The organism is Yeosuana sp., assembly GCF_057126245.1.
In genome coordinates this window covers 58,757-82,296 of record NZ_DBNGMQ010000050.1, presented here as the reverse complement: position 1 = coordinate 82,296, position 23,540 = coordinate 58,757, and the positions used below count along the sequence as shown (strand labels likewise).

General features: G+C 33.2%; 21 protein-coding genes. 2 read left to right on the top strand and 19 right to left on the bottom strand.

All coding sequences use genetic code 11. The features are described from left to right. Positions 1-94: 94 nt before the first annotated feature. Entirely contained in the window at positions 95-1,207 is a 1,113-nt protein-coding gene (locus tag AC15TD_RS05790; protein WP_484451187.1) for a TolB family protein, read from the bottom strand. Positions 1,208-1,301: 94 nt separating this feature from the next. On the opposite strand from AC15TD_RS05790, the gene AC15TD_RS05785 reads away from it, so the two are divergent. Further along, a complete protein-coding gene (locus AC15TD_RS05785; protein WP_484451186.1) occupies positions 1,302-2,528 on the top strand; it encodes a M28 family peptidase in 1,227 nt (408 codons plus the stop codon). Positions 2,529-2,535: 7 nt separating this feature from the next. Here AC15TD_RS05785 and AC15TD_RS05780 read toward each other — a convergent pair whose 3' ends face one another. The 4 genes from AC15TD_RS05780 to AC15TD_RS05765 are packed head-to-tail and all read right to left on the bottom strand — an operon-like array spanning position 2,536 to position 7,662. Then, positions 2,536-4,026, bottom strand: a complete 1,491-nt coding sequence (locus AC15TD_RS05780) for a cellulose synthase family protein (protein ID WP_484451185.1) — start codon at positions 4,024-4,026, stop codon at positions 2,536-2,538. Beyond that, complete coding sequence (locus AC15TD_RS05775; RefSeq protein WP_484451184.1) at positions 4,023-4,715, bottom strand: glycosyltransferase family 2 protein; 693 nt, start codon at positions 4,713-4,715, stop codon at positions 4,023-4,025. The genes AC15TD_RS05780 and AC15TD_RS05775 overlap by 4 nt, the downstream gene beginning before the upstream one ends. A 48-nt stretch (positions 4,716-4,763) precedes the next feature. After that, positions 4,764-6,362: a 4Fe-4S binding protein gene (locus AC15TD_RS05770; RefSeq protein ID WP_484451183.1), complete on the bottom strand. Its 1,599-nt coding sequence runs from the start codon at positions 6,360-6,362 to the stop codon at positions 4,764-4,766. Between the two features lies 1 nt (position 6,363). Next, complete coding sequence (locus AC15TD_RS05765; RefSeq protein WP_484451182.1) at positions 6,364-7,662, bottom strand: NAD(P)/FAD-dependent oxidoreductase; 1,299 nt, start codon at positions 7,660-7,662, stop codon at positions 6,364-6,366. Positions 7,663-7,756: 94 nt separating this feature from the next. Here AC15TD_RS05765 and AC15TD_RS05760 point away from each other — a divergent pair, with 94 nt between their 5' ends. Beyond that, positions 7,757-8,764: a glycoside hydrolase family 113 gene (locus AC15TD_RS05760; RefSeq protein ID WP_484451181.1), complete on the top strand. Its 1,008-nt coding sequence runs from the start codon at positions 7,757-7,759 to the stop codon at positions 8,762-8,764. On the opposite strand, the gene AC15TD_RS05755 is transcribed toward AC15TD_RS05760, so the two are convergent. From AC15TD_RS05755 to AC15TD_RS05690, 14 genes are all read right to left on the bottom strand, one after another. Beyond that, a complete protein-coding gene (locus AC15TD_RS05755; protein WP_484451180.1) occupies positions 8,761-9,453 on the bottom strand; it encodes a TIGR04283 family arsenosugar biosynthesis glycosyltransferase in 693 nt (230 codons plus the stop codon). The two genes, AC15TD_RS05760 and AC15TD_RS05755, sit on opposite strands and share 4 nt — an antisense overlap. Continuing rightward, positions 9,446-10,150 (bottom strand): DUF547 domain-containing protein, encoded by a 705-nt coding sequence (locus AC15TD_RS05750; protein WP_484451179.1) that lies wholly within the window; start codon positions 10,148-10,150, stop codon positions 9,446-9,448. Before AC15TD_RS05750 ends, AC15TD_RS05755 begins: the two co-directional genes overlap by 8 nt. Before the next feature lie 12 nt (positions 10,151-10,162). Beyond that, positions 10,163-11,131 carry an arsenosugar biosynthesis arsenite methyltransferase ArsM gene (gene arsM, locus AC15TD_RS05745; protein ID WP_484451178.1) on the bottom strand — a complete coding sequence of 323 codons (969 nt, stop codon included), beginning with the start codon at positions 11,129-11,131 and terminating at the stop codon, positions 10,163-10,165. A 134-nt stretch (positions 11,132-11,265) separates the two neighbouring features. Beyond that, a complete protein-coding gene (locus AC15TD_RS05740; RefSeq protein ID WP_484451177.1) occupies positions 11,266-12,078 on the bottom strand; it encodes a purine-nucleoside phosphorylase in 813 nt (270 codons plus the stop codon). Then, complete coding sequence (locus AC15TD_RS05735; RefSeq protein ID WP_484451176.1) at positions 12,071-12,748, bottom strand: TIGR04282 family arsenosugar biosynthesis glycosyltransferase; 678 nt, start codon at positions 12,746-12,748, stop codon at positions 12,071-12,073. The genes AC15TD_RS05740 and AC15TD_RS05735 overlap by 8 nt, the downstream gene beginning before the upstream one ends. Before the next feature lies 1 nt (position 12,749). After that, positions 12,750-13,241 carry a rhodanese-like domain-containing protein gene (locus AC15TD_RS05730; RefSeq protein ID WP_484451175.1) on the bottom strand — a complete coding sequence of 164 codons (492 nt, stop codon included), beginning with the start codon at positions 13,239-13,241 and terminating at the stop codon, positions 12,750-12,752. 2 nt (positions 13,242-13,243) lie between these two features. Further along, the gene (arsS, locus tag AC15TD_RS05725) at positions 13,244-14,299 is read right to left on the bottom strand and encodes an arsenosugar biosynthesis radical SAM (seleno)protein ArsS (protein ID WP_484451174.1); all 1,056 of its coding nucleotides are present in this window, start codon (positions 14,297-14,299) and stop codon (positions 13,244-13,246) included. 52 nt (positions 14,300-14,351) lie between these two features. Continuing rightward, entirely contained in the window at positions 14,352-14,687 is a 336-nt protein-coding gene (locus AC15TD_RS05720; RefSeq protein WP_484451173.1) for an arsenosugar biosynthesis-associated peroxidase-like protein, read from the bottom strand. 88 nt (positions 14,688-14,775) lie between these two features. Next, entirely contained in the window at positions 14,776-15,171 is a 396-nt protein-coding gene (locus AC15TD_RS05715; RefSeq protein WP_484451172.1) for a hypothetical protein, read from the bottom strand. A 683-nt stretch (positions 15,172-15,854) separates the two neighbouring features. After that, positions 15,855-16,040: a hypothetical protein gene (locus AC15TD_RS05710; protein WP_484451171.1), complete on the bottom strand. Its 186-nt coding sequence runs from the start codon at positions 16,038-16,040 to the stop codon at positions 15,855-15,857. Positions 16,041-16,231: 191 nt separating this feature from the next. Beyond that, the gene (locus AC15TD_RS05705) at positions 16,232-17,371 is read right to left on the bottom strand and encodes a family 16 glycosylhydrolase (protein ID WP_484451170.1); all 1,140 of its coding nucleotides are present in this window, start codon (positions 17,369-17,371) and stop codon (positions 16,232-16,234) included. A 302-nt stretch (positions 17,372-17,673) separates the two neighbouring features. After that, positions 17,674-18,459 (bottom strand): hypothetical protein, encoded by a 786-nt coding sequence (locus tag AC15TD_RS05700; protein ID WP_484451169.1) that lies wholly within the window; start codon positions 18,457-18,459, stop codon positions 17,674-17,676. Positions 18,460-18,488: 29 nt separating this feature from the next. Continuing rightward, positions 18,489-20,204, bottom strand: a complete 1,716-nt coding sequence (locus AC15TD_RS05695) for a RagB/SusD family nutrient uptake outer membrane protein (protein WP_484451168.1) — start codon at positions 20,202-20,204, stop codon at positions 18,489-18,491. 18 nt (positions 20,205-20,222) lie between these two features. Beyond that, the gene (locus tag AC15TD_RS05690; protein ID WP_484451167.1) at positions 20,223-23,387 is read right to left on the bottom strand and encodes a SusC/RagA family TonB-linked outer membrane protein; all 3,165 of its coding nucleotides are present in this window, start codon (positions 23,385-23,387) and stop codon (positions 20,223-20,225) included. Positions 23,388-23,540: the final 153 nt, after the last annotated feature.

Below are 23,540 nucleotides of genomic sequence, written 5' to 3'. Positions count from 1 at the left end.
ACTGCCTTGGCAAAGATACTCATATTGAAAAAAGCAATATAAATAACGTAACGTTTTTCTCTTATTGTTTCAAAAAAGTAATGCAACAATTTAACTAATCAACCCATTCTGCAATGAAAAGATTTGTATCTCTTCCGCCACCATTATTTCTGTTTGATGAAAAGGCTAAATATTTTCCGTTATTAGAAAATACAGGAAAGGCATCAAAGGTTTCACCATGAGTAACACGTTCTAAATTTTTTCCATCGAGGTCAATCATATATAAATTAAATGGAAAGCCTCTTTCCGCTTCAAAGTTTGATGAAAATAGTATTTTTTTGCCAGATGGATGAAAAAACGGACTCCAATTGGCATTTCCTAAATTGGTTAATTGACGTAGGTCTGTTCCGTCAGCATTACAGATGTACAATTCCATATCGGTAGGTTCTACCAATCCATTTGCCAAAAGATCTTTGTATGCTTTTATGTCTTTATCCGTCTTTGGTCTTGAAGAACGGAAAATTAATTTGGTGCCATCAGGAGAGAAAAAAGCACCACCATCATAACCTAATTCGTTAGTAATTTGCTTAACACCAGAGCCATCAATATTCATAGTGTAAAGTTCTAAATCTCCACTGCGTGTCGATGTAAATACAATTTTATCACCTTTAGGTGATACGGTTGCTTCAGCATCATAGCCTGGCTCATTGGTGAGCTGACCAGTGATGTTTCCATCTAAGTCGGCTACAAAAATATCGAAAGAATCATAAACGGGCCAGACGTATTTTCCATTTTTTCTTAAAGGAACTTCTGGACAATTTTCGTCGACTAAATGTGTGGAAGCATAAACAAAATGTTTGTTATCTGGAAGAAAGTAAGCACAGGTTGTTCGTCCATTGCCTGTACTAATCATAGGTGGTTTAGAGGCTTTAAAAGTCTCTCCAAAATTCATTAAAAACATTTGGTCACAATTAAGTCCCCATTCTTTAAAATTAGATTGAAATATTAATTGCTTATCATCAAAACTCCAATATGCCTCAGCATTATCACCACCAAAAGTGATTTGTTGTATAGATTTAAAGTGCTTTTCTTCTGAGAAAATTAATGAATCTTTTTTTACTTCAATGGCAGATTCTGTTGTGTTTTTTTCTGTTGAGGATTCATTTTTTTTATCCGTCTTACATGATAAAAAGCAGAAAAAAATTAATAAAATTGTGGTGAACTTCATTTTTAAACTATTTTTATATAAAATTAAGGCTTTCTTACTAATTCATGAATTAGTTATTCAAAATATTTATCAAACTTAATAATAATAATTTTTTATGAAATCAATTTATTTACTTTTTGCGATAGGATTATTTATTTCTTGTAAAAAAGAAAAGGCTGTTGAAGTAACCATGAAAGATGATGTTGTTTTATTAGCATCAGATAGTCTTCATGGAAGGCAAACTGGGACGTCCTATGAGCTTTTAGCTTCGGACTATATTGCTAAACGATTTAAAAGTTTAGGATTAGAACCAAAAGGCGATAATGAGTATTTCCAAGAGTTTTCATTTAAAGATAAAAGTGATCCGCATGGTAACGTTAATTATGTTAGTAAGGTCGAAGACAGCACAATCACAGGAACAAATGTTGTTGGTTATTTGAATAATAATGCAGAAAATACCATTGTTATCGGAGCACATTATGATCATTTAGGCATGGGTATTGATGGCTCATTGTATAGAGGGGAAACGCCTCAAATTCATAACGGGGCTGATGATAATGCTAGTGGTGTAGCCGCTATGCTTAATATTGCTAAGAATCTTAAAGGAATAAATACCAATAATAATTACTTGTTTATCGCCTTTTCAGGTGAAGAAATGGGCTTATTAGGTTCCAATTATTTTGTAAAAAATCCAACGGTTGATTTAAAAAATGTGAATTATATGCTTAATATGGATATGGTTGGGCGTTTGAATAGTGAAAAAACAATTGCTGTTCATGGCGTTGGGACCTCGCCAATATTTAAACAAGTTTTGTTTGCAAATAAGGGTGAGTTAACCGTTAAAGAGCATGAATCTGGTATTGGCCCAAGCGATCAAACCTCTTTTTATCTAATGGATATTCCAGTATTACATTTTTTTACGGGTCAACATGAAGATTACCACAAGCCGTCTGATGATGCTGAAAAGTTGAATTACGAAGGTATGGCATCAATAGCTCAATTTATTGAATCGGTAATTACAGACCTAAATGATGATGGGAAATTAACCTTTAGAAAAACAAAGAATGAAAGTCAGGAAGTACCTGCATTTAAGGTGACATTAGGGGTTGTTCCAGATTATTTGTTTAATGGTAAAGGCATGAGAATTGATGGTGTTAGTGAGGATAAACCGGCTCAAAAAGCAGGGATGCAGAAAGGTGATATTGTTGTTAAAATGGGAGATAATGAGATTGAAGACATGATGAGTTATATGAAATCTTTAGGGAAATTTGAAAAGGGAAATACAGCTAAAGTAACTATAAAACGCAATGAAGAAATTATAGTACTTGATGTTACTTTTTAATACAAGATTAAGTCTTAGAGGTTATAGAATTTAAAAACACATAACCAAAACCTATAAAAAGCATTAAGTGGAATGGAAATAGGCCAAAGTCACCGCCTTGGTTTCCAACTACGAATGCACTATACATTCCAAAAGCAAAGTAGAGCATTAAAAGACCTTCAAAAATAACATTTAAAGAAATATTTTTCTTTATGTATTTGTTGTCTTTCCAACTGTCTTTTATAGAGTTTATATTAAATTTAGGAGTACGAATAAATGCACTTTTTTTACCAAAATGGCCTTCTAACACAGCAATAGAATTGTGTAGTGAAAAGCCCATAGCTATTGAGAAAAATGTAAAAAACATGCCAATGTATTTAATAAAATTCTTAATACCGCTACCATAAATGTTCTTATACATTATCCAATAACATATAAAGAATATAATGGTACTAATAACAAAGAAACTCATGACATAGAAGTATGGTTTTAAGTGAGCATATTCATTTTTAATATATAACATAGGGATGCTTAATACAGCAACTATAAGAATATTTAAAAACATGGTGCTGTTAAGTAAATGCAAAACACCGTGAATTTTGGTTTTTGTAGATATATTTTTACTCTTTAAAACACGCCAAAGCATTTTTTTGAAATTTTCAGCACCCCCTTTATTCCATCTAAATTGTTGCGATCTGGCGGCACTTATAATTACAGGTAATTCAGCAGGAGTTTCAACATCTTCAAGGTATTTAAATTTCCAGTTTTTAAGTTGCGCTCTATAGCTTAAATCAAGATCTTCTGTTAAGGTATCACCTTCCCAGTTTCCAGCATCTATAATGCAGGTTTTTCTCCAAACACCAGCAGTACCATTAAAATTAATAAAATGTCCTTTACTGTTTCTTCCAACTTGTTCTAACGAAAAATGCGCATCTAAGGCAAACGCTTGAATTCTGGTAAGAATAGAATAGTTTCTGTTGATATGTCCCCAGCGGGTTTGAACAACTCCTATTTTTTCATCTTTAAAATAAGGTATGGTTTTTTTAAGCCAATCTTTTTTTGGAAGAAAATCAGAATCAAAAATAGCAATAAACTCACCTTTAGCTGTTTTTAGTCCTTCTTTAAGCGCACCTGCTTTAAAGCCTGTTCTATCAATTCTGGTGATATGTTGAATGTCTAATCCGGTTTGTTTTAACTTTTCAATATGATCAAATGTCGATTTTAATGTTTCATCGGTAGAATCATCTAAAACCTGAATTTCTAATTTGTCTTTCGGATAATCAATTAAAGCAATGTTTTCCAATAAGCGATCCATCACATACATTTCATTGTAAACAGGAAGCTGTATGGTTACGTATGGAATTTCTTCAGAATTTGAAAAATCAAATGTAACAGAATCATCTATATGTTTTTTTGATGCCAAATAATTAAACAATAAATTAAGCTGCGCCAATGCATACAAGAATATAAGTAAGAGTGCAATGGTATAAACAACTATAGTAATTGTAGCAAAAATCATTTTTTTATACTGTATTTAAAAATCCAACCTAAGATTATAAAGCCTGCATAAACAGCGCCTTTAAGGGTTCCCGACACTTTTGAGACACCTATTCTTTCTCTGTATTTTACAGGAATCTCAACATAAGAGAACTTTTGTTTTAATGCTTTTAATTGCATCTCAACAGTCCAACCATAGGTTTTGTCTTCCATTTGCAAAGCTAACAACTTTTCATATTTAATAGCCCTAAATGGACCTAAATCTGTAAATCGACCACCATAAATAAGTTTCATTAAAAATGTAGCCAACCAGTTTCCAAACACTTGTTGTAATGTCATGGAATGTTTCGCTCTTAAGTTTTTGTCACGCGCACCTATAACCAAATCTATATCGTCATTAATAATGGGTGCTACTAGTTTAGTAAGCTCTTCGGGATAATCACTATAATCGCCATCTAAAAACACAATAATTCCTGGTTTTATTGGTAGATTTGATATGTAATCCATTCCTTTCAAGCAGGCATAACCATAGCCCTTTTTGGCTTCAGTTAATACAGTGGCACCAGCATTGGTTGCATTTGTCGCAGTTTCATCATTGGAATTATTGTTAACTACGATAACTTCGTTAACAATTTTTGGTATGTCATTAATAACATTTGCTATTGAATCTTGTTCATTATAAGCAGGAATGATGACTTTTATGATGGGCATAAAGTATTAACTAATAGGTCGCAAAAGTACAATACTTTTACGAATTTTTTAACGTTTTATTAAATCTATTAAATCAACATCATTTCCTAACAAAATATCTTTTGGGTTGATACGGTTTTTAAGGTTACCGTTTTCTAGTTTTAATACACCTCTTGGGCAAACAGCACTACAAATGCCACAGCCAACACAGCTGCTTCTTACAATATTTTCGCCTTTTTGAGCATAAGCGCGAACATCAATGCCCATTTCGCAATAGGTAGAACAGTTACCACACGAGATACATTGTCCGCCATTAGTTGTGATTCTAAATTTCGAAAATAAGCGTTGTTGAAATCCTAAAATAGCGGCCATAGGACAACCAAAACGACACCAAACTCTATTTCCTAAAATAGGGTAGAAGCCAGTTCCAATAACGCCTGAAAAAATGGAACCAATATACAATCCATAGGCAGAGCGAAGACTACTTGATTTTATTAGGAAAATCTTATCGGTAGTTCCAGTATAATGCATTATGAGAAGCGCAGCAATCACTATAAAATACCCAATAGCACCATAACGAGCATCTTTCCCTAATTCTTTGTGTTTAAATATCATTACTAAGACAAAAATTAGGGTTAAAAGAATACCAATACTTAAAAGGAACGTACTGCGTGTTAGCCAAAATTTATTTGGGTCGCTTCCTAAAAAAGTATATAGCATAGCAACAGTCATAATCACAGAAAACACTAAAACACTATGTATGAGCCAGCGTTCTAACTTCCAAACGGATAGTTTTTTGCTGCTTAATTGTCTAAATGAATCACCAGCAGTTTCTGCCAATGCACCACATCCACAAACCCAAGAACAATACCAACGTTTACCATACTTATACGTTAAAATAGGAGACACAACAAAAATAGATGTAACACCAAAAATTAAAAGTGATAAACCAAGTATTCCTGATGATAGAAATCCATTTATAGACCAGCTATCAAAAAGATAATAATTGAGTGGCCACATACTTTTTAAATCATAATAGGGTAAATTATAATGAGGACTTTCATTTAATCTTGCCATAAACTCAGGAATTAAAAAAGCAAAACCAAGTTGAAAGAACATGACCGAAACGGTTCTTAACTGTTGGTAGCGATTATGGCGATATTTTATTATGAATTTATAACCAAAAACAAGGATGGCTAACGTATAAAGTGTGCCGTAAACAAACCATTGACTCGCAGGCCTTCCGCTTAATAAATAACTTATCGGATCGAAGAGTGCTATTAAGCCCGTGTTTGATGTGCCTTTGGAAGCAAGGCCAAAGTACTGAGGATAAAAATAAAGGACAATATAGAATGAGGTCAAAACAATTCCGGTAACCCACCCTAAAACACCTTTTGATGAGATAGATTTAAACCATACACCATCATTTTTTATGCCTTTTGATTTATTTAGATACGCAGCATTTGAAAATAAAATGACTCCAATAGCAATGCCACCTAATGCAACAGTAATGAACAAACCTTTATTTGGGAAGTCGACATTAAAAAGCGCTAATGCAAAAACAAAAAGTCCTAAAACTCCAATAAAAACTGATATTTTTTGGTTTAATGTTAGGTCTTGAGCATTTGGTTTTGCTAAGGACATACTTTCTTGTAAATTGTTGTTCATTTTATACTTTTTGCAGTTGGTTTTTATAAGTTGCTAGAATATCTTTTTCAAAATGATTATAAAGTTCAGGATCAAAATTAGCTTCACTTAAATGATTTATGACATAATCAATATCACGTTTCTCTGTTAACCATGTATCAAAGGTTTCATGACGCATTCTTATTCCGAAGGTATTTATTCCTATAAATTCATTCGTAATAGTATTGTATTCAATGGTAATGCATTTTGTGTCGTCATGATGTTTCCAATGAAAATGCGCATGGTTCTCCTTCGGTTTTGCAAATACCCAACCGTAGGTTTGATATTCGATATCAAAAAACTTAGCAGAATTAAACCAATGACCCGGATTATATTCCATTATATTTCCACATATTGTTTGGGCAATAACTTCGCCCATCATTCGTCCTGTATACCAAACTGCTTCGATAGGTCTTCTGTTTCCAATAGGTTTTTGTTGTTCTGCGCAATCTCCAATAGCATACACATTAGGAATATTGGTTTCAAGGTTTCTATTTACTAAAACACCTCGATTAGTTTCGATTTTAGACGATTTAACAAACTCAATATTAGGTGATACACCTGCTGTAAGTCCAACCAGATTACAAGGAATTTCTTCTCCAGTTTCTTCTATTATAATTGATTTTACGTGACCGTTTTCATCAGAAATAATCTCTTTTAAGTTTGATGACAATCGTAAATCTATATGGTGGGTTTTAATGTGTTTGTTTATTATGGTGCTTTCACCTTCAGGTAAAACACCATTCCAAAAGCTAGATTCTCTAACTAAAAAAGTAACAGGAATATTTCTGGATCTAAGCATCTCCGCCAGTTCGATGCCAATTAAGCCACCACCAACAATTACAGCACGTTTACATGCCTTATTATTTGGTGCAAACTTTTCAATATTTTCTAAATCTTGTTTGTGGTACATCCCCAAAACCCCTTTTAAATCTTGTCCTGGCCAGCCGAATTTATTGGGTTTGCTACCCGTGGCAATAATAAGTCTATCGTACTTTAAAGTGTTACCACTTTTAAACACAAGGGTTTTATTTTCAGTATCTATTGTTTTTACAAATTCTTTTACAAGGTCAATCTTATTTTTTTTCCAGAACCAATTTTCGTATGGTTGCGTATGTTCAAATATCATATGGCCCATATATACGTACATAAGGGCTGTTCTTGAAAAAAAGTAGTCTGATTCGGCAGAAATAATGGTGATTTGTTTTTTAGAAAGTTTTCTTATATGTCTCGCGGCTGTAACGCCAGAAATTCCGTTTCCAATTATAACAACCTGCTCCATAAAAATTTGTATAATAATGATTTCGTCGTAAGATTTGTTAAAACCTTAATAACATTCCATCAGTTTGCTTAAATTTAAATATTAATTTAAACTTATGAAGTTAATTTATGCATTTTGTTTGTTCTTGTTAATGATTGGTTGCGCTATGATGCCATTTGAGGAAGCAAAAATTAATGGTGTTAGTTATGTGGCTTCGAGAGATTCTATTTCAGAAATCCATGTAAAACCCTTACTAAACATACATGCAAATTATGCCGCTGTTATGCCATTTGGTTTTATTCGTGAACTTTCGCATCCAGAAATTAAATATAATTCAAATAGACAGTGGTTTGGTGAGACTAAAGTAGGTGTTAAACAATATATTGAAACTTTAAAATATGATCATATTCATACCATGTTGAAACCTCAAATTTGGGTTTGGCGAGGCGAATTTACGGGAAATATTAAAATGAAAAGCGAAGACGATTGGAAGGTTTTGGAAGATTCTTATGCTCTATTTATTCTGGATTATGCACGGCTAGCTCAAGATACTAAGGTTGAGATTTTCTGTATTGGAACAGAATTAGAAAGTTTTATTGATGAGCGACCAAACTATTGGAAACAATTAATTTCAGAAATAAAAACCATTTACAAAGGAAAACTAACCTATGCGGCTAATTGGAATGAATATGAAAGAACTCCTTTTTGGGATGATTTGGATTATATTGGAATTGATGGGTATTTCCCCATAAGTAAATTGAAAACACCAACAGTAGAAGATTGTAATAGAGGATTAGAAGTATGGAAAACTCAAATGAAAAACTATTATGACACCTATAATAAACGAATTTTATTTACTGAATTTGGTTACCGAAGTGTCAACTTTACTGGAAAAGAGCCATGGCGTTCAGACAGGGAAATTATTGATGTAAACCTTGAAGCTCAAGCCAATGCCACACAAGCTTTTTTTGAAACATTTTGGAATGAAGATTGGGTAGCAGGAGGATTTATTTGGAAGTGGTATCACAATCATAAAGATGCTGGAGGAAAAGATAATACACGTTTTACACCCCAAAACAAACCAGCAGAAGTTATCGTAAAAGAGGTTTTTTCAACAAATTAAGCAATATTATTACGATAATAGTTATATAAAGTTTCAGATGAAGCTCCCAACCAATGTTTTAAATGGATAATAAGAAAATGATATTGTAATTTCCATACACCATGTTTTTCATACTTTCTGGCAGATGTTATGATCGGGTTTTTAATTACTTTAAATTGATTTAAATGATAAAGTCTTTTAACAATGATATTATCCTCATAAATAATATAACGCTCGTCATAGCCGCCAATATCCTGAAATAACGATTTTTTGATAAATAAACTTTGGTCACCACCTCGACAAATTTTCCATGAGAATTTGGTAAACCAACCAGTAAGTTTAAGCCACCAATGATGGCTGTGAAATTGCATCCTAAAACATCCAGCAATATTGCCTTTTTTAACAGTATCTATAATGAGATTGTCGAAATTTTGTGGAGGAAAAGAATCTGCATGCAAAAAATAAAGAATATCTCCTGTTGCATGTATTGCCCCTAAATTCATTTGTGTGGCACGTCCTTTTTTAGAGGTAATTAAAATAGCTTCTTTAAATTTGGAAACTAATTCTTTAGAACCATCAGTACTGCCACCATCAACTATAATAACTTCATTTTTATTTTGACTAGAACCACATGTAATAAGATGGTTGAGTAACTTTCCTATAGTTTCAACTTCATTAAGTATTGGAATAATGATTGAAATTTTAGTCATTTAAATTCCAATTATAGTCTTTAAATGTAATTTTGGCCTTATCAGAAATGTTTAATTGAGCGTATTGATTAAGAAAATCAATTAAACTTCCGTCATTTTTAAAATCTTTTGAAAACCATTGAAATATTTTTGAGAGTTCCAAACTGTTTTCAGTAATAGCGTTTTTAGTTGGGTCAGACAAAAAATCTTTGGCCGCTTGAGATAATTGAGTATCTAATGTTGAACTCATATAAGCTTCATTATATAATTTTGGGCAAGAAATTGATGCACAAACAATAGCAAAATGAATTCTTGGTTCATTCATTTTTCTAAGGATGTCATGCTCAATATGGCTTAATGACATTGTTTTAGCATCTATTTTAATGAATTCTTTATCCCAAGGCTTTTTAATGTCTTTAATGCTTTTTATTGGATAATTATCAATTATTAATTTTATAGTAAATGCGTTATATGCATTAATCCAAAATGCTAAGATTTGATTTTTTGACCAGCTTTCATTTGGAACCGTTTTAGTCAATTCTTGTAAGTATGCTTCAAGATTTTCAGGATGAGATTGAATGGCTTTGTAATTTACATGACCATCAACAGAAACATATTTTTGTAAAAAATCATTCCATAGCGAATGGTCAACTTTTTGTGCTTGTAATGAAAAGCTTAAAAGAAAACATAAAATCAGACTATAACGTTTTTTTGTCATTATAAATTGAATTTAACAACAGCCACCACCGTCATAATGATATGTAGATTGGCTTATGAATATATCGTTTCTTTTCAGTGAAGCTAATGCACCAGCAGTCTTATCGCAAACAGCTAATGGCTGGTTTTTAAGTAAAATATGGCCTGCATTGTCATCAAAATAAGTATTCTCCCCATAATAAATGGCTGTTTTTCCGGTAAAAACACAAGGTCCGTCACTTGGCATTGGATCTTTAATAGCTGCAACCTCAATGGACTCAATATAAATTAACTCATTGGTTGGATAGTGTTTTGGGTCTAAAATGCGATATGGTTTTCTGGCTCTAATTTCAATAGTCCCAAACCCGGCATTAGTTAATGCTTTTACATAGTCGGCAATTGTCAAACTTCCGCTAAGGCATAAAGCACGTAAGCGCTCGTCATTTCTTAATTCATCATTCATAGGTTGCTCACAGGTTGGATCACTCATTACCAATCGTCCATGAGGTTTTAAAATACGGTACATTTCAGCAATGGCTTTCTTTAAATCATCAGCTTTAAAAATATTAAAGAGACAATTTTGAGCGGCTACATCAATACTATTATCTTCAACCGGAAGATTCATTGCATCTCCTTTTTTAAGATCTACAAATTCGCTTTTAAACCAGGGGTTTAATGCTTCTGCTTCTTTGAAATTTTTACGAGAAGCTTCTAGCATTTCATCAACCACGTCAATACCAATAACGCCACTTTTTTGACGATTAAAATAAGCAAATTGAAGTAACTCCATACCACCACCAACGCCAACATATAACATTTTAGGGTTATTAGTTAAATCGCGAGCATGAACCGTACTACCACAACCATAATTCATTTCCTGCATAATTTTTGGAATTTTTAAACCAGGTAATTCCCAAATAGGGTTTGTAGTACAGCACAAACCAACATCAGGTGTTAAGGCTGCTTCTTTATAGACGTTATGCGTCGTTTCTAGATAACTCATTTTTTTATTTTTTGATATTTGGTAGCTTTGTTGTTAAATAATAGATTTTAGCTTCTCTTTTTTTTGTCATTGCGAGGAATAAATTAACGAAGTCATCTGTTAATGAGTTTCCTTCACTTTTTTTTGGAATGACGCTATAATGTTTTAATTAATTCTTTAAATAATGTGATCATATGTGGTTCTGCTTTTTCTGCCATGGCAATAATATCAGCAATAATAACAGGTTTTAAATGATTTGGGTCGCATTCATCTGTTAAAACAGACACGGCTGCGGCTTTTAATTTTAAATGATTGGCGACGATAATTTCTGGTACAGTACTCATGCCAACAGCGTCGGCACCTATGGTTTTCAACATTCTGTATTCGGCACGTGTTTCAAGCTGAGGTCCAACAACGCTGGCATAAACACCTTCGTGTAAGGTGATATTATGATCTTTCGCTATTTGTTTAAACGTTGCATTTATACCGTCATTGTAGGGCGCACTCATATCTGTAAAACGTTCTCCTAATTGTTCTACGCCTCTAAATGCTAAGGGTGAACTTCCTTGCAAATTGATATGGTCTTCAATCAGCATAAGTTCTCCTTTTTTAAAGTTAAGATTAATAGCGCCAGCGGCATTTGACACTAAAAGTGTGTGAATACCTAATTTTTCCATAATTCGAACAGGATAGGTAACGTCTTGTAATGAGTAGCCTTCATAAACGTGGAAGCGCCCTTGCATAACAACTACTTTTTTATCTTCTAAAACCCCATAAATAAGTTTGCCTTTATGAAATTCTACCGTAGCAGTTGGAAAATACGGAATATGATTATAGCTAACTTCATGCAGTATGTTAATTTCATCAACAAGTTGCCCTAAGCCAGTTCCTAGAATAATACCAATTTCAGGTTTATCAAAACCTTTAGAGATAAGGTAATCAGTTGTTTCAGTAATATATTTAATCATTTGTAGTGTAAAATTTATTCAATTCTTTGTAAGGTTTTATATCTTCAAAGGTATCAATATCGTTTAATTCATCAAGCAAACTAAAGGTACTATTTTGAATATCATTTAAGGTGTTTTTTAATACGGAAGAGGTGCCCCAATCTTTATTTTTAAATATTTTTGAATGTATATTTTTCATTCCTAAGAGATAATAGCCACCATCTTTTGCAGGACCAATAACAATATCGTGATTACTTAAAGTTTGAAATGCCTCGGTTATATGTTCGGTTGTAAGATCCAATAAATCACTTCCTATAATGATGGTTTTTTCATAGCCCAATTGAAATAATTCTAAAAAAGCATTTTCCATTCTGGCTCCTAAATCATGACCAAACTGAAGTTTTTTGCAAAAAATATCATTCTTCCAAAGGTCATCTTTTTTTATATTTTCTGAATAAAAAACGTATTTATCTGCTTTTAGGTCTTTAGAAATATTGGCCGTATGTTCTAATAAATATTTATAAATGTTTAAAGCGGCTTCATTTCCAACAGTTTTCGCTAAGCGTGTTTTGCACTTGCCTAATTCTGGATTTCTGGTAAAAATAATGAGGGCATTTGTTGCGCTTTGAAAATGAAAATCTGTCCTAAGGTTATTGTCTGAATCTGAATCTTTCGTTGTAAATAATCCCATTTTAATATACTTTAATGCCAGATGTTAGCCATTTGCTCCATTCTTTTGAGTAAGCATGCACCCTTTCCGTTTTTATATTTTCAGAATTGTAGACAGGAAAACCGTTGTTTTTCCATTCAAATATTCCACCGTATAAATTTAAAACATGGCGATATCCTGCCTTTATCAGATTAAATGCAATCGTTTCAGATCGGATTCCAATAGAGCAATACACCACAATATTTTCATCTTTATTAGGTATTTTTTCAATAACATCATCCAAAGAAAAATTATTGTTACCAACAAAAACAGCTTTTTTTATGTGACTTGTATTGTATTCTTCCTTTTCTCTGGCATCTAAAATAATCGCTTGCGTTTTAGGCATTGCCAATTCCTGAACCGTTATATAAGGTATGTTTTTGGTATTATACTTCTTTAATATTTTTGGAAGTGATTCTTGGGCATAATTAGAAAATGCTAAAAAACAACATATTATAACTATTAAATGTTTCATAATTATGTAACACTTCCTTGGCAGCTACTTCCTGCACCTGCAGTACATCCATAACAATGCTGAGAAATAACAATATCTCTATTAAACAGTAAGTCTTCATTGTATTCTGAAATGTGTTTCACCTTGCTGTTTACAGGTAATTCGAGCATTTGATTAAAATCACAATCGTATAAATAGCCATCCCAACTTACCGATAGTGTATTGGTACACATTACATTTTTAACAGCAACTGGGTTGTAAGCTTCTACCAAAGAGTACATATAATCTTCATAATTGTCAGACGCTATTAAATAATCTAAAAAACGACTGATTGGTAAGTTCGTAATCGCAAATAAATTATGGAAATGAAGGTTAAAATCTTCTAATAAGGCTTTTTTGAAATCTCTTTCTAAAGATGATTGGTTACCTGGTAAAAAAGCGCCTGATGGATTATGAACCAGATCTAATTTTAGTTTACTGTCAGGCATGCCATAACCAATGTCATTCAACTCTTTTAAGGCATCAATAGATTGATTAAAAACACCAGTACCTCTTTGTTTATCTGTTTTTCCTCTCGTCCAATGTGGCATTGAAGACACGACATGTACATTATGAGATTTGAAAAACTCAGGTAAGTCTTCATATTTTTTGTTTGCCTTTATAATAGTTAAGTTAGAACGAACGATAAAATCTTTAATGCCAACTTTTGAGGCTTCATCTACAAACCAACGGAAATTAGGGTTCATCTCGGGCGCACCCCCGGTTAAATCTAAGGTGTGTGCTCCCGTTTTTTTGATGACTTCTAAACATTGAAGCATCGTTTCTTTAGTCATAATTTCTTTTCTGTCTGGACCAGCATCAACATGGCAATGCTGACAAACTTGATTGCACATGTAACCCACGTTTATTTGAAGAACTTCTAATGCTTTTGCTTTTAAAGGAAATTGATTGGTTTCTGAAATTTTTTCTGCAAATTTGGGTAAATCACCACTTTTAAAAATACCGTTAGATAAAATTTCAAGTTGCCTGTTACTATTTGCTAATTCGCTTTCGCGCTTGTGTAAGGATGTTGTTTCCAATACTAATAATTGATTTTAGATGAATATAATAAGACGATTTAATTAATAAAACTTACATATCAAGCTTATTAACTTTATTCATCATTTGAACTCCATGTACTAGAGATGCCCCTCCACGAATGGCAGCGGCTACATGAAGCGCTTCCATCATTTCTTCTTTGGTAATACCGCGTTGTAATCCGTCGCCAGTGTAAGCATCAATACAATAAGGGCATTGAATGGTATGAGCAACAGCCAGAGCAATAAGGGATTTTTCTCTCTCAGACAAAGCACCTTCTTCAAAAACTTTAGCGTAATAATCAAAGAATTTTTTGCCTAACTCTTCATTCCAATCAGATATTTTTCCAAATTTTTTTAAATCGGCAGGATCGTAATATGTTTTTTGCATTAGATTGTATTTTTCAATAAAGATATAAATCTAATTGAATAAGTCGAAGTGTAAAATGAAACTTAAGAAACATATAAAGTTAAAAATACTAATCATTAACTTTTAGTTTACTAATTTCAGTTTCTATAAATTGCATATTTGAAATATCGATGTCTACATGTCTTAGAGCACTTTCCATAGTACTAAAAACATCATAGTGTAAATTTTTGAAGTTATCGTTAAGTTTATAAAGAGTGGCATTAGTTACCTGATTAGGATTTGATGTTAAAAGAGCCAAATTTTTATCTTTACGATTTAGAACATCTTGCACCCAATTTCCATAACGTTGAAGTTCGTTGGGAGTCATTTTTACGTCGGCAAGTCTTAAGTCTATTATAAAATTATATTCAGCATTATATTCATTATCATTCATAATAGATTCCTTTAGTTTTTTAATACCATCAAATGTTAAATCATATTGATGAAACTGAACAATAATTTTCAAGGGTTTGATAATTAAATATTTATAAATACCTAGCATAGCAGATATGGGTAAATTGGTAATTAAAGTTACATAAAATTAATTATTAATATGAACTTTTATTCTAATATGAGTATAAATATGTATTTATGTTTAGAAAAGAGAATTAATTGACATTTGTCATCTTTATTAGTAAATCATTAACTTACCTTATTACTTGCTTTCTAAACATGGAATCAGACTTTAATTATATAACTCCCTTTGTTTATTAGATTTTAATTATTGCCTGGGCTATAGTTTTAGTCTTCTATTTATTAAACTGACAGTAATTGATGGTAATGAAGCGACTAAGATTATTAAAAAAGCCTATAATCGCACAAACAGCTTATTTAACAAGTTAACATAGGGGCAAACGCAAAAATGGTACGCTTCGATGATATTATTTCTAAGCCTGTTAATTCAAATGAGTTAAAACTCTTGTAAACAGATATATTTTAAAAAGGCAGAACGATTAGCTAGTCATTAAAAAGGAAACCCTTGTTAATAATAGATTAAGAAGGGTTAGTATTTTAAAAAATTAAAACGATTATTCTAAAAGGGTCAAATTAGTTTCAAAAAATGTTCGGGGACTTCCACCAATAAATATTTTAAAATCTCCTTGTTTTACTATATAATTGCCTGTATTGTAATAAAAACCAAGCGTGTCATTATTTAAAATAAACGATATTGTTTTTAGTTTTTCCGGGGTTTAATAAAACCATTTCAAAACTTTTTTCATCTTTACCCCCTCTTACATCAAGCATCGAACCAACTCTACCATGTTCTAAATGTTTGTACTTGTTAGCAGCGTCACCTTCTTTAGGACTCGGATCAGTCACATAAATAAAAACCACTGTACTGATTCATTCGTAAAATTTTCTCATTAAGTGTCATGATGCTTAATAAGGAATTCACTTTTTTATCAACAGATAACTGTGAAGCATTATTTGATAGTGATTGACAACTAAAAATTGATATAAATATTACAACAATGCAAACAAATAAAGATATGTTTTTATTCAATGTTGTTAATTATATTTTATAATTATTGGTAAACTCTAACATAATCAACTTCCATTATAGCTTCTGTGAAATTAGGATCTATTTCAAACCAATCTCCGCCCATAGCTACGTTTAATATGATAAATTGATCTGCATTGTATGGCCAGTTATCATTGGTTTTTGGATTAGGTTTGTACCAGTACTTAAAATTATCATCAATTAAAAACCTTAATTCATCTTCAGTCCATTCTAGAGAATACACATGAAATTCTGTAGCGTAGTCTGTTATAAGGGTTTCACCAACTCTAACATCAGGACAACCACCAGAACATGCTGTATTATGAGTGGCGCTAGATGCTATTCCTGGAATATGACCCCAGTGTTCCATAATATCTATTTCACCGCAAGCTGGCCAGCTTACTGCGTCAATATTTGCGCCCAGCGTCCAAATGGCAGGCCATGTGCCAACACCTTGTGGTAATTTTGCTCTAACATCTATGCGGCCATAGGTAAATTCAACCTTATCTTTTGTAATAAGTCGGGCTGAGGTATATTCTTTGGTACTAGATTCGTAAGTATAAATTTCTTTTTTGGCTACAATTTTAAGTGTTCCATTAGATACGAATACATTAGTTTCTCTGTCTGTATAATGTTGTTTTTCACCATTAGCCCAACTGCCATTAAAAGGCGGGACAACCTCGGCGGTCCAGTTTGCCATATTAATACCGCCATCAACATCAAATTCGTCAGACCAAATTAATTGTGGTTCTGGTTCTTTTACATATACAGAAACAGATGTAAATCTACTAGTTGTATTGTTTGTACTTGAATAAGCCGTAACGGTAATGGTATAAGAATTTGTTCCTGGAGTTGTAAAGGTATAGTCGATTACACCAGTCGTATTTTGTATTTCTGGTTCTATACCAAACTTAAATCCGTATTTAACTGCATTATCTGCGGTGGCAACACATTGTACTGCTCCAGAACCATCGCCGTCCGGATTTGATGCGTCAACATTTAAAACAGTCACAGTTAGTTCTAAATTTTCTGGGATAATGTCCTGTATAGTATCTATTGGGCCGTCACCAGAACTGCCGGAACCAGAACCACTACAGGATAGAAATGCCGAACTAATAATAAAGAGAATCAATACATTTTTGATTTGCTTAAAAAATGTTTTCATATTTTGTGATTTACATTAAACACCTGTTTTATATGTGTTTTACAGGCTAGCCTAGATATAAATAAAAGGATTTTACAAACACTGTAAAATCCTTTTATTACATAATTAGTAAAAATTATTTAAATAGTCTTGAATTTTAGAATCGATAATTTTTCAATTGAGAAATTATGTCTAACAGATATTCTTTACTGGTTTTAAAAATAAAACCAGTAAAGACAATATCTCTCTCAAAACTAATTTAAATAACTCAAACTAACTCAAATTTATTAGTATTCTGTTTTATAAAACTAATTTTATAGGCCTTATTCTGCTTTAAACTTCCAAGTCCAACCAGAATCTCCACCTACTGTTAGTGGTGTCCAGAGAATAAGTTCCTCGTCAGTAAGCGAAATGATATTATAGACACCATCTCCAGGTAATCTTAATCCGTCTTGGCCACCTAGAATAGGTGCACCAATAAAATCGAGTGTTTGATTAGGAATATCTAAAGCAAAACTTCCTACTTCGCCTGTAGCCGTAGCATTACTATAATAGGTATAATTTGCTGCACCATCTAAATCAAACTTCATTTTACCATTAGGATCTGCAAGACAGCAAGTCCAAGCATCCCACCAAACAGTATCAAAGTCTTCTGGTGTTCCATTTATAGGGCTCATAAACCAAGGTTTATTATCTGCAAAAACCCAAGTTTTACCAGTAGATGTATCTTCACTTACCAAACTGTAATAATCTTGTGGAAGGGGACTATCGAGTACATCAATTTGAACATCAATGGTTTTAGTAAAAAATTCACTGCCAAGTGTTCCTGTATAGGTAAACGTTTGTGTTCCAGGAATTGGATATACAAATGAAACCTTATCAGTATAAGCTCTTCCTAGATTAAAGTCCCAATATCCTGTAATTCCAGGTGTTACCATACTTAAGGTAATACCATTACCTCCCGGACTGGTTTGAGTTGCTACCAACTCTACCCCGTCGACATCAGTTGTATTACTCAAACTCTCGTCTGTGTCTACAATAGGCTCACATGCACAAAATAGTAATGTAAGTGAGGCCATAAAAAGACTAAATATATTATTTATTTTCATATTTTTTTGATTTAATTATTTATTATAAATTATTCCCATCCAGCATTTTGACTGTAAACACCATTAGATAATCTTACTTCAGTTTCTGGTACAGGAACTAGTCCTTTCGTTGCCGTTCTATAAGTAACACTATATGTTCCAGGTATACCAGAATTGTTTACGTTAAATGAATCGCTAAATGCTGTTTCTAAATCGCCCCAACGTACAAGGTCAAACCAACGTAATCCTTCGAAAGCTAACTCGTGTAAACGCTCTTCTTTAATTGCATCAAGTGAATATCCAACCGCACCTAATCCAGCTCTTCCTCTAACAGCATTAAGTCCGTCTGCAGTTCCAGAAATTTCAGAGTGCATTAAAAGAACATCTGCAAATCGCATTAGCATATAGTCGTTTGCCGACCATAATTGCATAGGATCACCGTTATTCATATTGTAAAGATAATAAAACATTCCTTTTACGCCATCGGCACCAGGGTGTTGAATTTGCGTATATTTTTTGTTCATAAAACCTGTATGATGATCTCCAGCTTTTGAAACATCATAAGAACCTGTGCCCTGATCTGCAACACCCAATTCTATAATAGAACCTACTTTTCTTGGATCTGCATCATCCCATTGATTCCAAAGTCTAGGGTTTACTGTACACCAACCCCAACCTTGTCCGAAAGGAATCATAGAGTTGTCTCTAATTCCAGTATACAAACAAGCTATGTTGTTATATTGTTGTCCATTATCCCAATCTGCAGTTGAGTATCTTACGGCAAACATGGTTTCATTATTTCCTGTTCCAAACTTAGGGGTATGACCATCTTGTCCTACCCATGATAGGCCTTCGGTTTCAGCCCAAGGAAGAACCGTTGACCCTGCACTTTCATTAACATATGAATAAGGCCATAAGTTTCTGAAATCTGATGCTAAAGCGTAACCACTATTAGCGATACAATCGTTAAGATAATTAACCACATCTCCACTTGATAAAGAACCTCCATCTGCTAATGGTAAAGAGGTAGTTGCCTGCCCTTCAATGTTAGTCATATATCCTGTATAATATAAATAAGCACGAGCCATATAAGCCTCTGCAACCCATTTATTTGCATGCCCATAACGTTCTGTTGGTATGCTAAATTGGTTAACAGTAGGTAAGATATCAATAGCAGTTTTTAAATCGGTTGCAATTTGTGCATACGTTTCTGTAATCGTTGATCGTGGAGCATCTCTTGGATCATCTATTTTTAGAATTAATGGCATACCTCCAAAAAATTTAACGGCTCTAAAATAAAAGAATGCTCTCATAAAATAGGCTTCCCCTATAGCTTGATTCTTGAAATCTACGGCTTGCTGCTCTGTATCAAAAAACGAACTAAAATCTGCTTCAGCTGTTTTTTCAATAACTGCGTTAGCTCTTGCTACGCCATTATAAGTAGTTATCCATAAATCTCTATAGGTGTCTTCGTTAGGGTCGATAAATCCATCAGTGTTTTTGGCACCTATATCATCAGGACCGCCGCCGCCAAGCATCATATCAGAGAGTAAGTTTGCTGTAATATGTTCATTGGAGAACGGATTACCAGATAACGGAATAATCGCATTGTACACGCCAGCAAGGGCTTCATCAATATCTGTAGGCGTGCTGTAATAGTTGTCTAAACTTTTTTCATAAAGATTATCAACCTCTAAAAAGTTTTGGTCACAGCTAGTTAAAAAAACTAGTGCTCCAATGGTTAAATAATTAAATAATTTTTTCATTTTCAATTGTTTTTTTAGTTAAAAAGTAAGATTAACACCAAACATAACAGTTCTTGCTTGTGGATATAAACCTAGATCTATACCAGAACCCCAACCAGAACCACCATCATAACCAACTTCAGGATCCATGCCATCATATTTTGTAAATGTGTATAAGTTGTTAACCGTAGCATAAAGTTTTAATTCAGATAAGAAATCTACCTTAGTTAAGAATTTGCTAAAGTCATATCCTAAAGTTAAATTATTAATTCTTAAATAATCGGCATCGTGCATAAAGATATCAGAAATATTGTTTGTATTTCTGTTAGAAACAGAACTTAAACGAGGTAGACGGTTTGATGTGCCTTCACCATGCCAACGATTAAATATCTGAGTCGTGTAGTTTTGATCAAATCTATCAGCAAATGAACGATATGATTGCATTACTTGCATTCCGAATTTTCCCGTCAAAGTTGTATTCATATAGAAATTTTTATATTCTGCACTTAATTGAATACCTAGTTCAAAATCTGGGTGAGGATTTCCTAACATCACTTTATCATTATCATCAATAACACCATCTGCATTTTGATCTACAAAACGAACATCACCAGGACGTTGATCGCTAAAATAAGGATTTCCTGTTGGACCTACATAAGCCTCTACTTCATCTTGATTTTGTAAAATACCATCAGTTTTAAAGCCAAAGAAATAACCTATTGGAAGACCAACAGTGGCTCTTTGAACAGCAGCAGTTCCTTGAGATAATAAACTAGATGCGCCTTGAATAACACCATCTGAATTAGATAGTTTAGTAATCTCATTTTTATTATAAGCACCACTAACTGTTATCCCATATTTGAACTCATTATCATTGTCATTCCAAGATAACATAAGTTCAACACCTGTATTTTGGATGTCTCCCCCATTAATAAATGGTGCACCAGCACCAGCAGTTCCTTGAACAGGCGCCAGTACTAACCAGTCTTTAGTTGTTTTCTGATACCAATCAAGCGTCAATGATAGTTTTGAATTTAAGAAACGCGCATCTAAACCAAAGTTTAATTGTTCTGAAGTTTCCCATGTAACGTCAGGGTTAGTTACTCTAGCTGGAATACCAGTAGTAGAAGGAACTTCTTTGTTATCGCCAAAATAATATCCTGGGTAAATATAAGCTATTGTGGAACTATAGATAAAGTTTGGAATCGATTGATTACCGTTTTGCCCCCAACTTGCTCTAATTTTTGCAAAATCAAGGAAATTAGTCGTATTACTCATAAAATCTTCTTCGGTTAATACCCAACCTGCAGAAAATGAAGGGAATGTACCCCATTTGTTTCCTTTAGCAAAATTTGAAGATCCATCCGCACGAACAGTGGCTGATAACAGATATTTTTCTTTATAGTTGTATTGTGCTCTCGCGAAATATGATAATAAACCACCACCGCCTGCAGCCCAATCAGCTCCATAAGTATTTATAGAATTAATATCTGATTTATCAACATTATTTAAATATGCATAACGAGGGTCACCAAATCTAGAGTCAGCTTTATAGCCACCTACATTAGTATTAAGCTGATTTTTAAATACTTCAGTACCAATTACACCATCGATTTTGTGATCTCCGAAACGGCGCTCATAAGAAAGGGTATTTGTAAATGTTGTATTGTTACCCATATATTGCCCTTGAGTCACACCATCTGTAGAGTTACTGTAAAGTAAGCCTAACGCATATGTAGGGGCCCATGATCTATTATGACCAAACCATGCATCAATACCGTAAACTGATCTAAATTTTAAATTTTCAATTGGCTCAAATTCAGCATAAACATTACCGACAATAGTATTGTTTTTATTGCCTAAATTATTAAAATTATGTCTGTAAAACATGACTGCAACAGGGTTATGTTGGTCATTAGCTAGTCCATCCAATGTTGGTGTAAAACCATATTGATCTGGAGACTTGTCCCAGTATGCAGGCATAAGTGGATTTTGTACCAATGCGTTATGTAAATCATTGTAATAAATGTTACCAGTTGCCACGCTTCTGTTTTCTGTATTGGTATAAGTGAAATTTTCACCAACAGTAACTATGCTGTGTTCTTCATTTTTAGCTAAAACAAACTCTGTGTTCATACGAGTTGTTAGTCTTTTAAAACCTGCGTCTGTTAAGTCGGCTCCAAGTATTCCGTCTTGTTCAAAATAAGAGACCCCTAAGGCAAATGAATTATCCTCACCACCACCAGTAATATTAACAGAGTGACTTGATATCGTTGAGTTTTTAGATGTAATTTCATCAATCCAGTTTGTTCCTTGCCAACCGTCTTGAAGCATATCCCAAATTTCTGTACCTAATTGTGTTCCTAAGTTATCAGGATAATTGGCGTTTAACCAAGCGTTGTTTTGAAGGATAGCTTCCCAGTCATTTGGCACTAATCCATCATTAACACGACCTTCATCCATAATATACATATATTCTTGTGCATTTAATGGGTCTAGGTTTTTATATATATCTTGAAAACCGTAATAAGAATCATAAGAGACTCTTGTTTTACTACCTTTTCTACCTTTTCTTGTTGTAACTAATACAACACCATTTGCAGCTCTTGAACCATAGATAGCAGCAGAAGCTGCATCTTTTAAAACATCAATAGACTCAATATCCGATGGGTTAAGGTAATCAATATTGCCTGCTGCTACACCATCTATAATATAAAGAGGGTTTGAATTACCTACGGTTCCTAAACCACGAATGGTTACTTTAGTACCAGCACCAGGTTGTCCGTTATTTCTAGTAATACTAATACCAGGAGTAACACCCTGAAGTGCTTCCATAGCTGTCGATGTATTTAATTTAGCAATGGCTTCACCTTTTACATTAACACTTGCTCCTGTTACTAAAGCTTTCTTTTGAGTACCGTAACCAACAACAACAACTTCATCTAAAGATTCAAGAGATTCTTGTAGAATAATGTTGATTTCGGTTTGGTTACCAACTGTAATTATTTGAGTTGTATAGCCAATGTATGAGAACATAATTTGATTTGTTGGACTAACATTAGAAAGACTAAAATTACCGTCAAAATCACTAGTTGTTCCATTGGTTGTTCCTTGCACAATAATTGTAGCACCAGGTACTGGCATGCCAAAAGTATCAGTTACAAGCCCGGTGATTGTCTTTTCTTGCGAAATTACATTTTGCACACAAAAAAGTAAGCATGCAATAACTGCGAGTTTAAACTTTATTATCATATTAATTTAGTTTGAGTTAAAAATTTGTTTTGGTTTTTATTAGCAATTGAAAAGGTTTTTAAATGCATTAATTTTTAATTGCCAAATAAATGTTTTGCATTTTAT

Coding starts and splice junctions, on each gene's coding strand:
- AC15TD_RS05790 (WP_484451187.1), bottom strand. CDS start 1,207: ATGAAGTTCACCACAATTTTATTAATTTTTTTCTGCTTTTTATCATGT.
- AC15TD_RS05785 (WP_484451186.1), top strand. CDS start 1,302: ATGAAATCAATTTATTTACTTTTTGCGATAGGATTATTTATTTCTTGT.
- AC15TD_RS05780 (WP_484451185.1), bottom strand. CDS start 4,026: ATGATTTTTGCTACAATTACTATAGTTGTTTATACCATTGCACTCTTA.
- AC15TD_RS05775 (WP_484451184.1), bottom strand. CDS start 4,715: ATGCCCATCATAAAAGTCATCATTCCTGCTTATAATGAACAAGATTCA.
- AC15TD_RS05770 (WP_484451183.1), bottom strand. CDS start 6,362: ATGAACAACAATTTACAAGAAAGTATGTCCTTAGCAAAACCAAATGCT.
- AC15TD_RS05765 (WP_484451182.1), bottom strand. CDS start 7,662: ATGGAGCAGGTTGTTATAATTGGAAACGGAATTTCTGGCGTTACAGCC.
- AC15TD_RS05760 (WP_484451181.1), top strand. CDS start 7,757: ATGAAGTTAATTTATGCATTTTGTTTGTTCTTGTTAATGATTGGTTGC.
- AC15TD_RS05755 (WP_484451180.1), bottom strand. CDS start 9,453: ATGACTAAAATTTCAATCATTATTCCAATACTTAATGAAGTTGAAACT.
- AC15TD_RS05750 (WP_484451179.1), bottom strand. CDS start 10,150: ATGACAAAAAAACGTTATAGTCTGATTTTATGTTTTCTTTTAAGCTTT.
- arsM (WP_484451178.1), bottom strand. CDS start 11,131: ATGAGTTATCTAGAAACGACGCATAACGTCTATAAAGAAGCAGCCTTA.
- AC15TD_RS05740 (WP_484451177.1), bottom strand. CDS start 12,078: ATGATTAAATATATTACTGAAACAACTGATTACCTTATCTCTAAAGGT.
- AC15TD_RS05735 (WP_484451176.1), bottom strand. CDS start 12,748: ATGGGATTATTTACAACGAAAGATTCAGATTCAGACAATAACCTTAGG.
- AC15TD_RS05730 (WP_484451175.1), bottom strand. CDS start 13,241: ATGAAACATTTAATAGTTATAATATGTTGTTTTTTAGCATTTTCTAAT.
- AC15TD_RS05720 (WP_484451173.1), bottom strand. CDS start 14,687: ATGCAAAAAACATATTACGATCCTGCCGATTTAAAAAAATTTGGAAAA.
- AC15TD_RS05705 (WP_484451170.1), bottom strand. CDS start 17,371: ATGAAAACATTTTTTAAGCAAATCAAAAATGTATTGATTCTCTTTATT.
- AC15TD_RS05700 (WP_484451169.1), bottom strand. CDS start 18,459: ATGAAAATAAATAATATATTTAGTCTTTTTATGGCCTCACTTACATTA.
- AC15TD_RS05695 (WP_484451168.1), bottom strand. CDS start 20,204: ATGAAAAAATTATTTAATTATTTAACCATTGGAGCACTAGTTTTTTTA.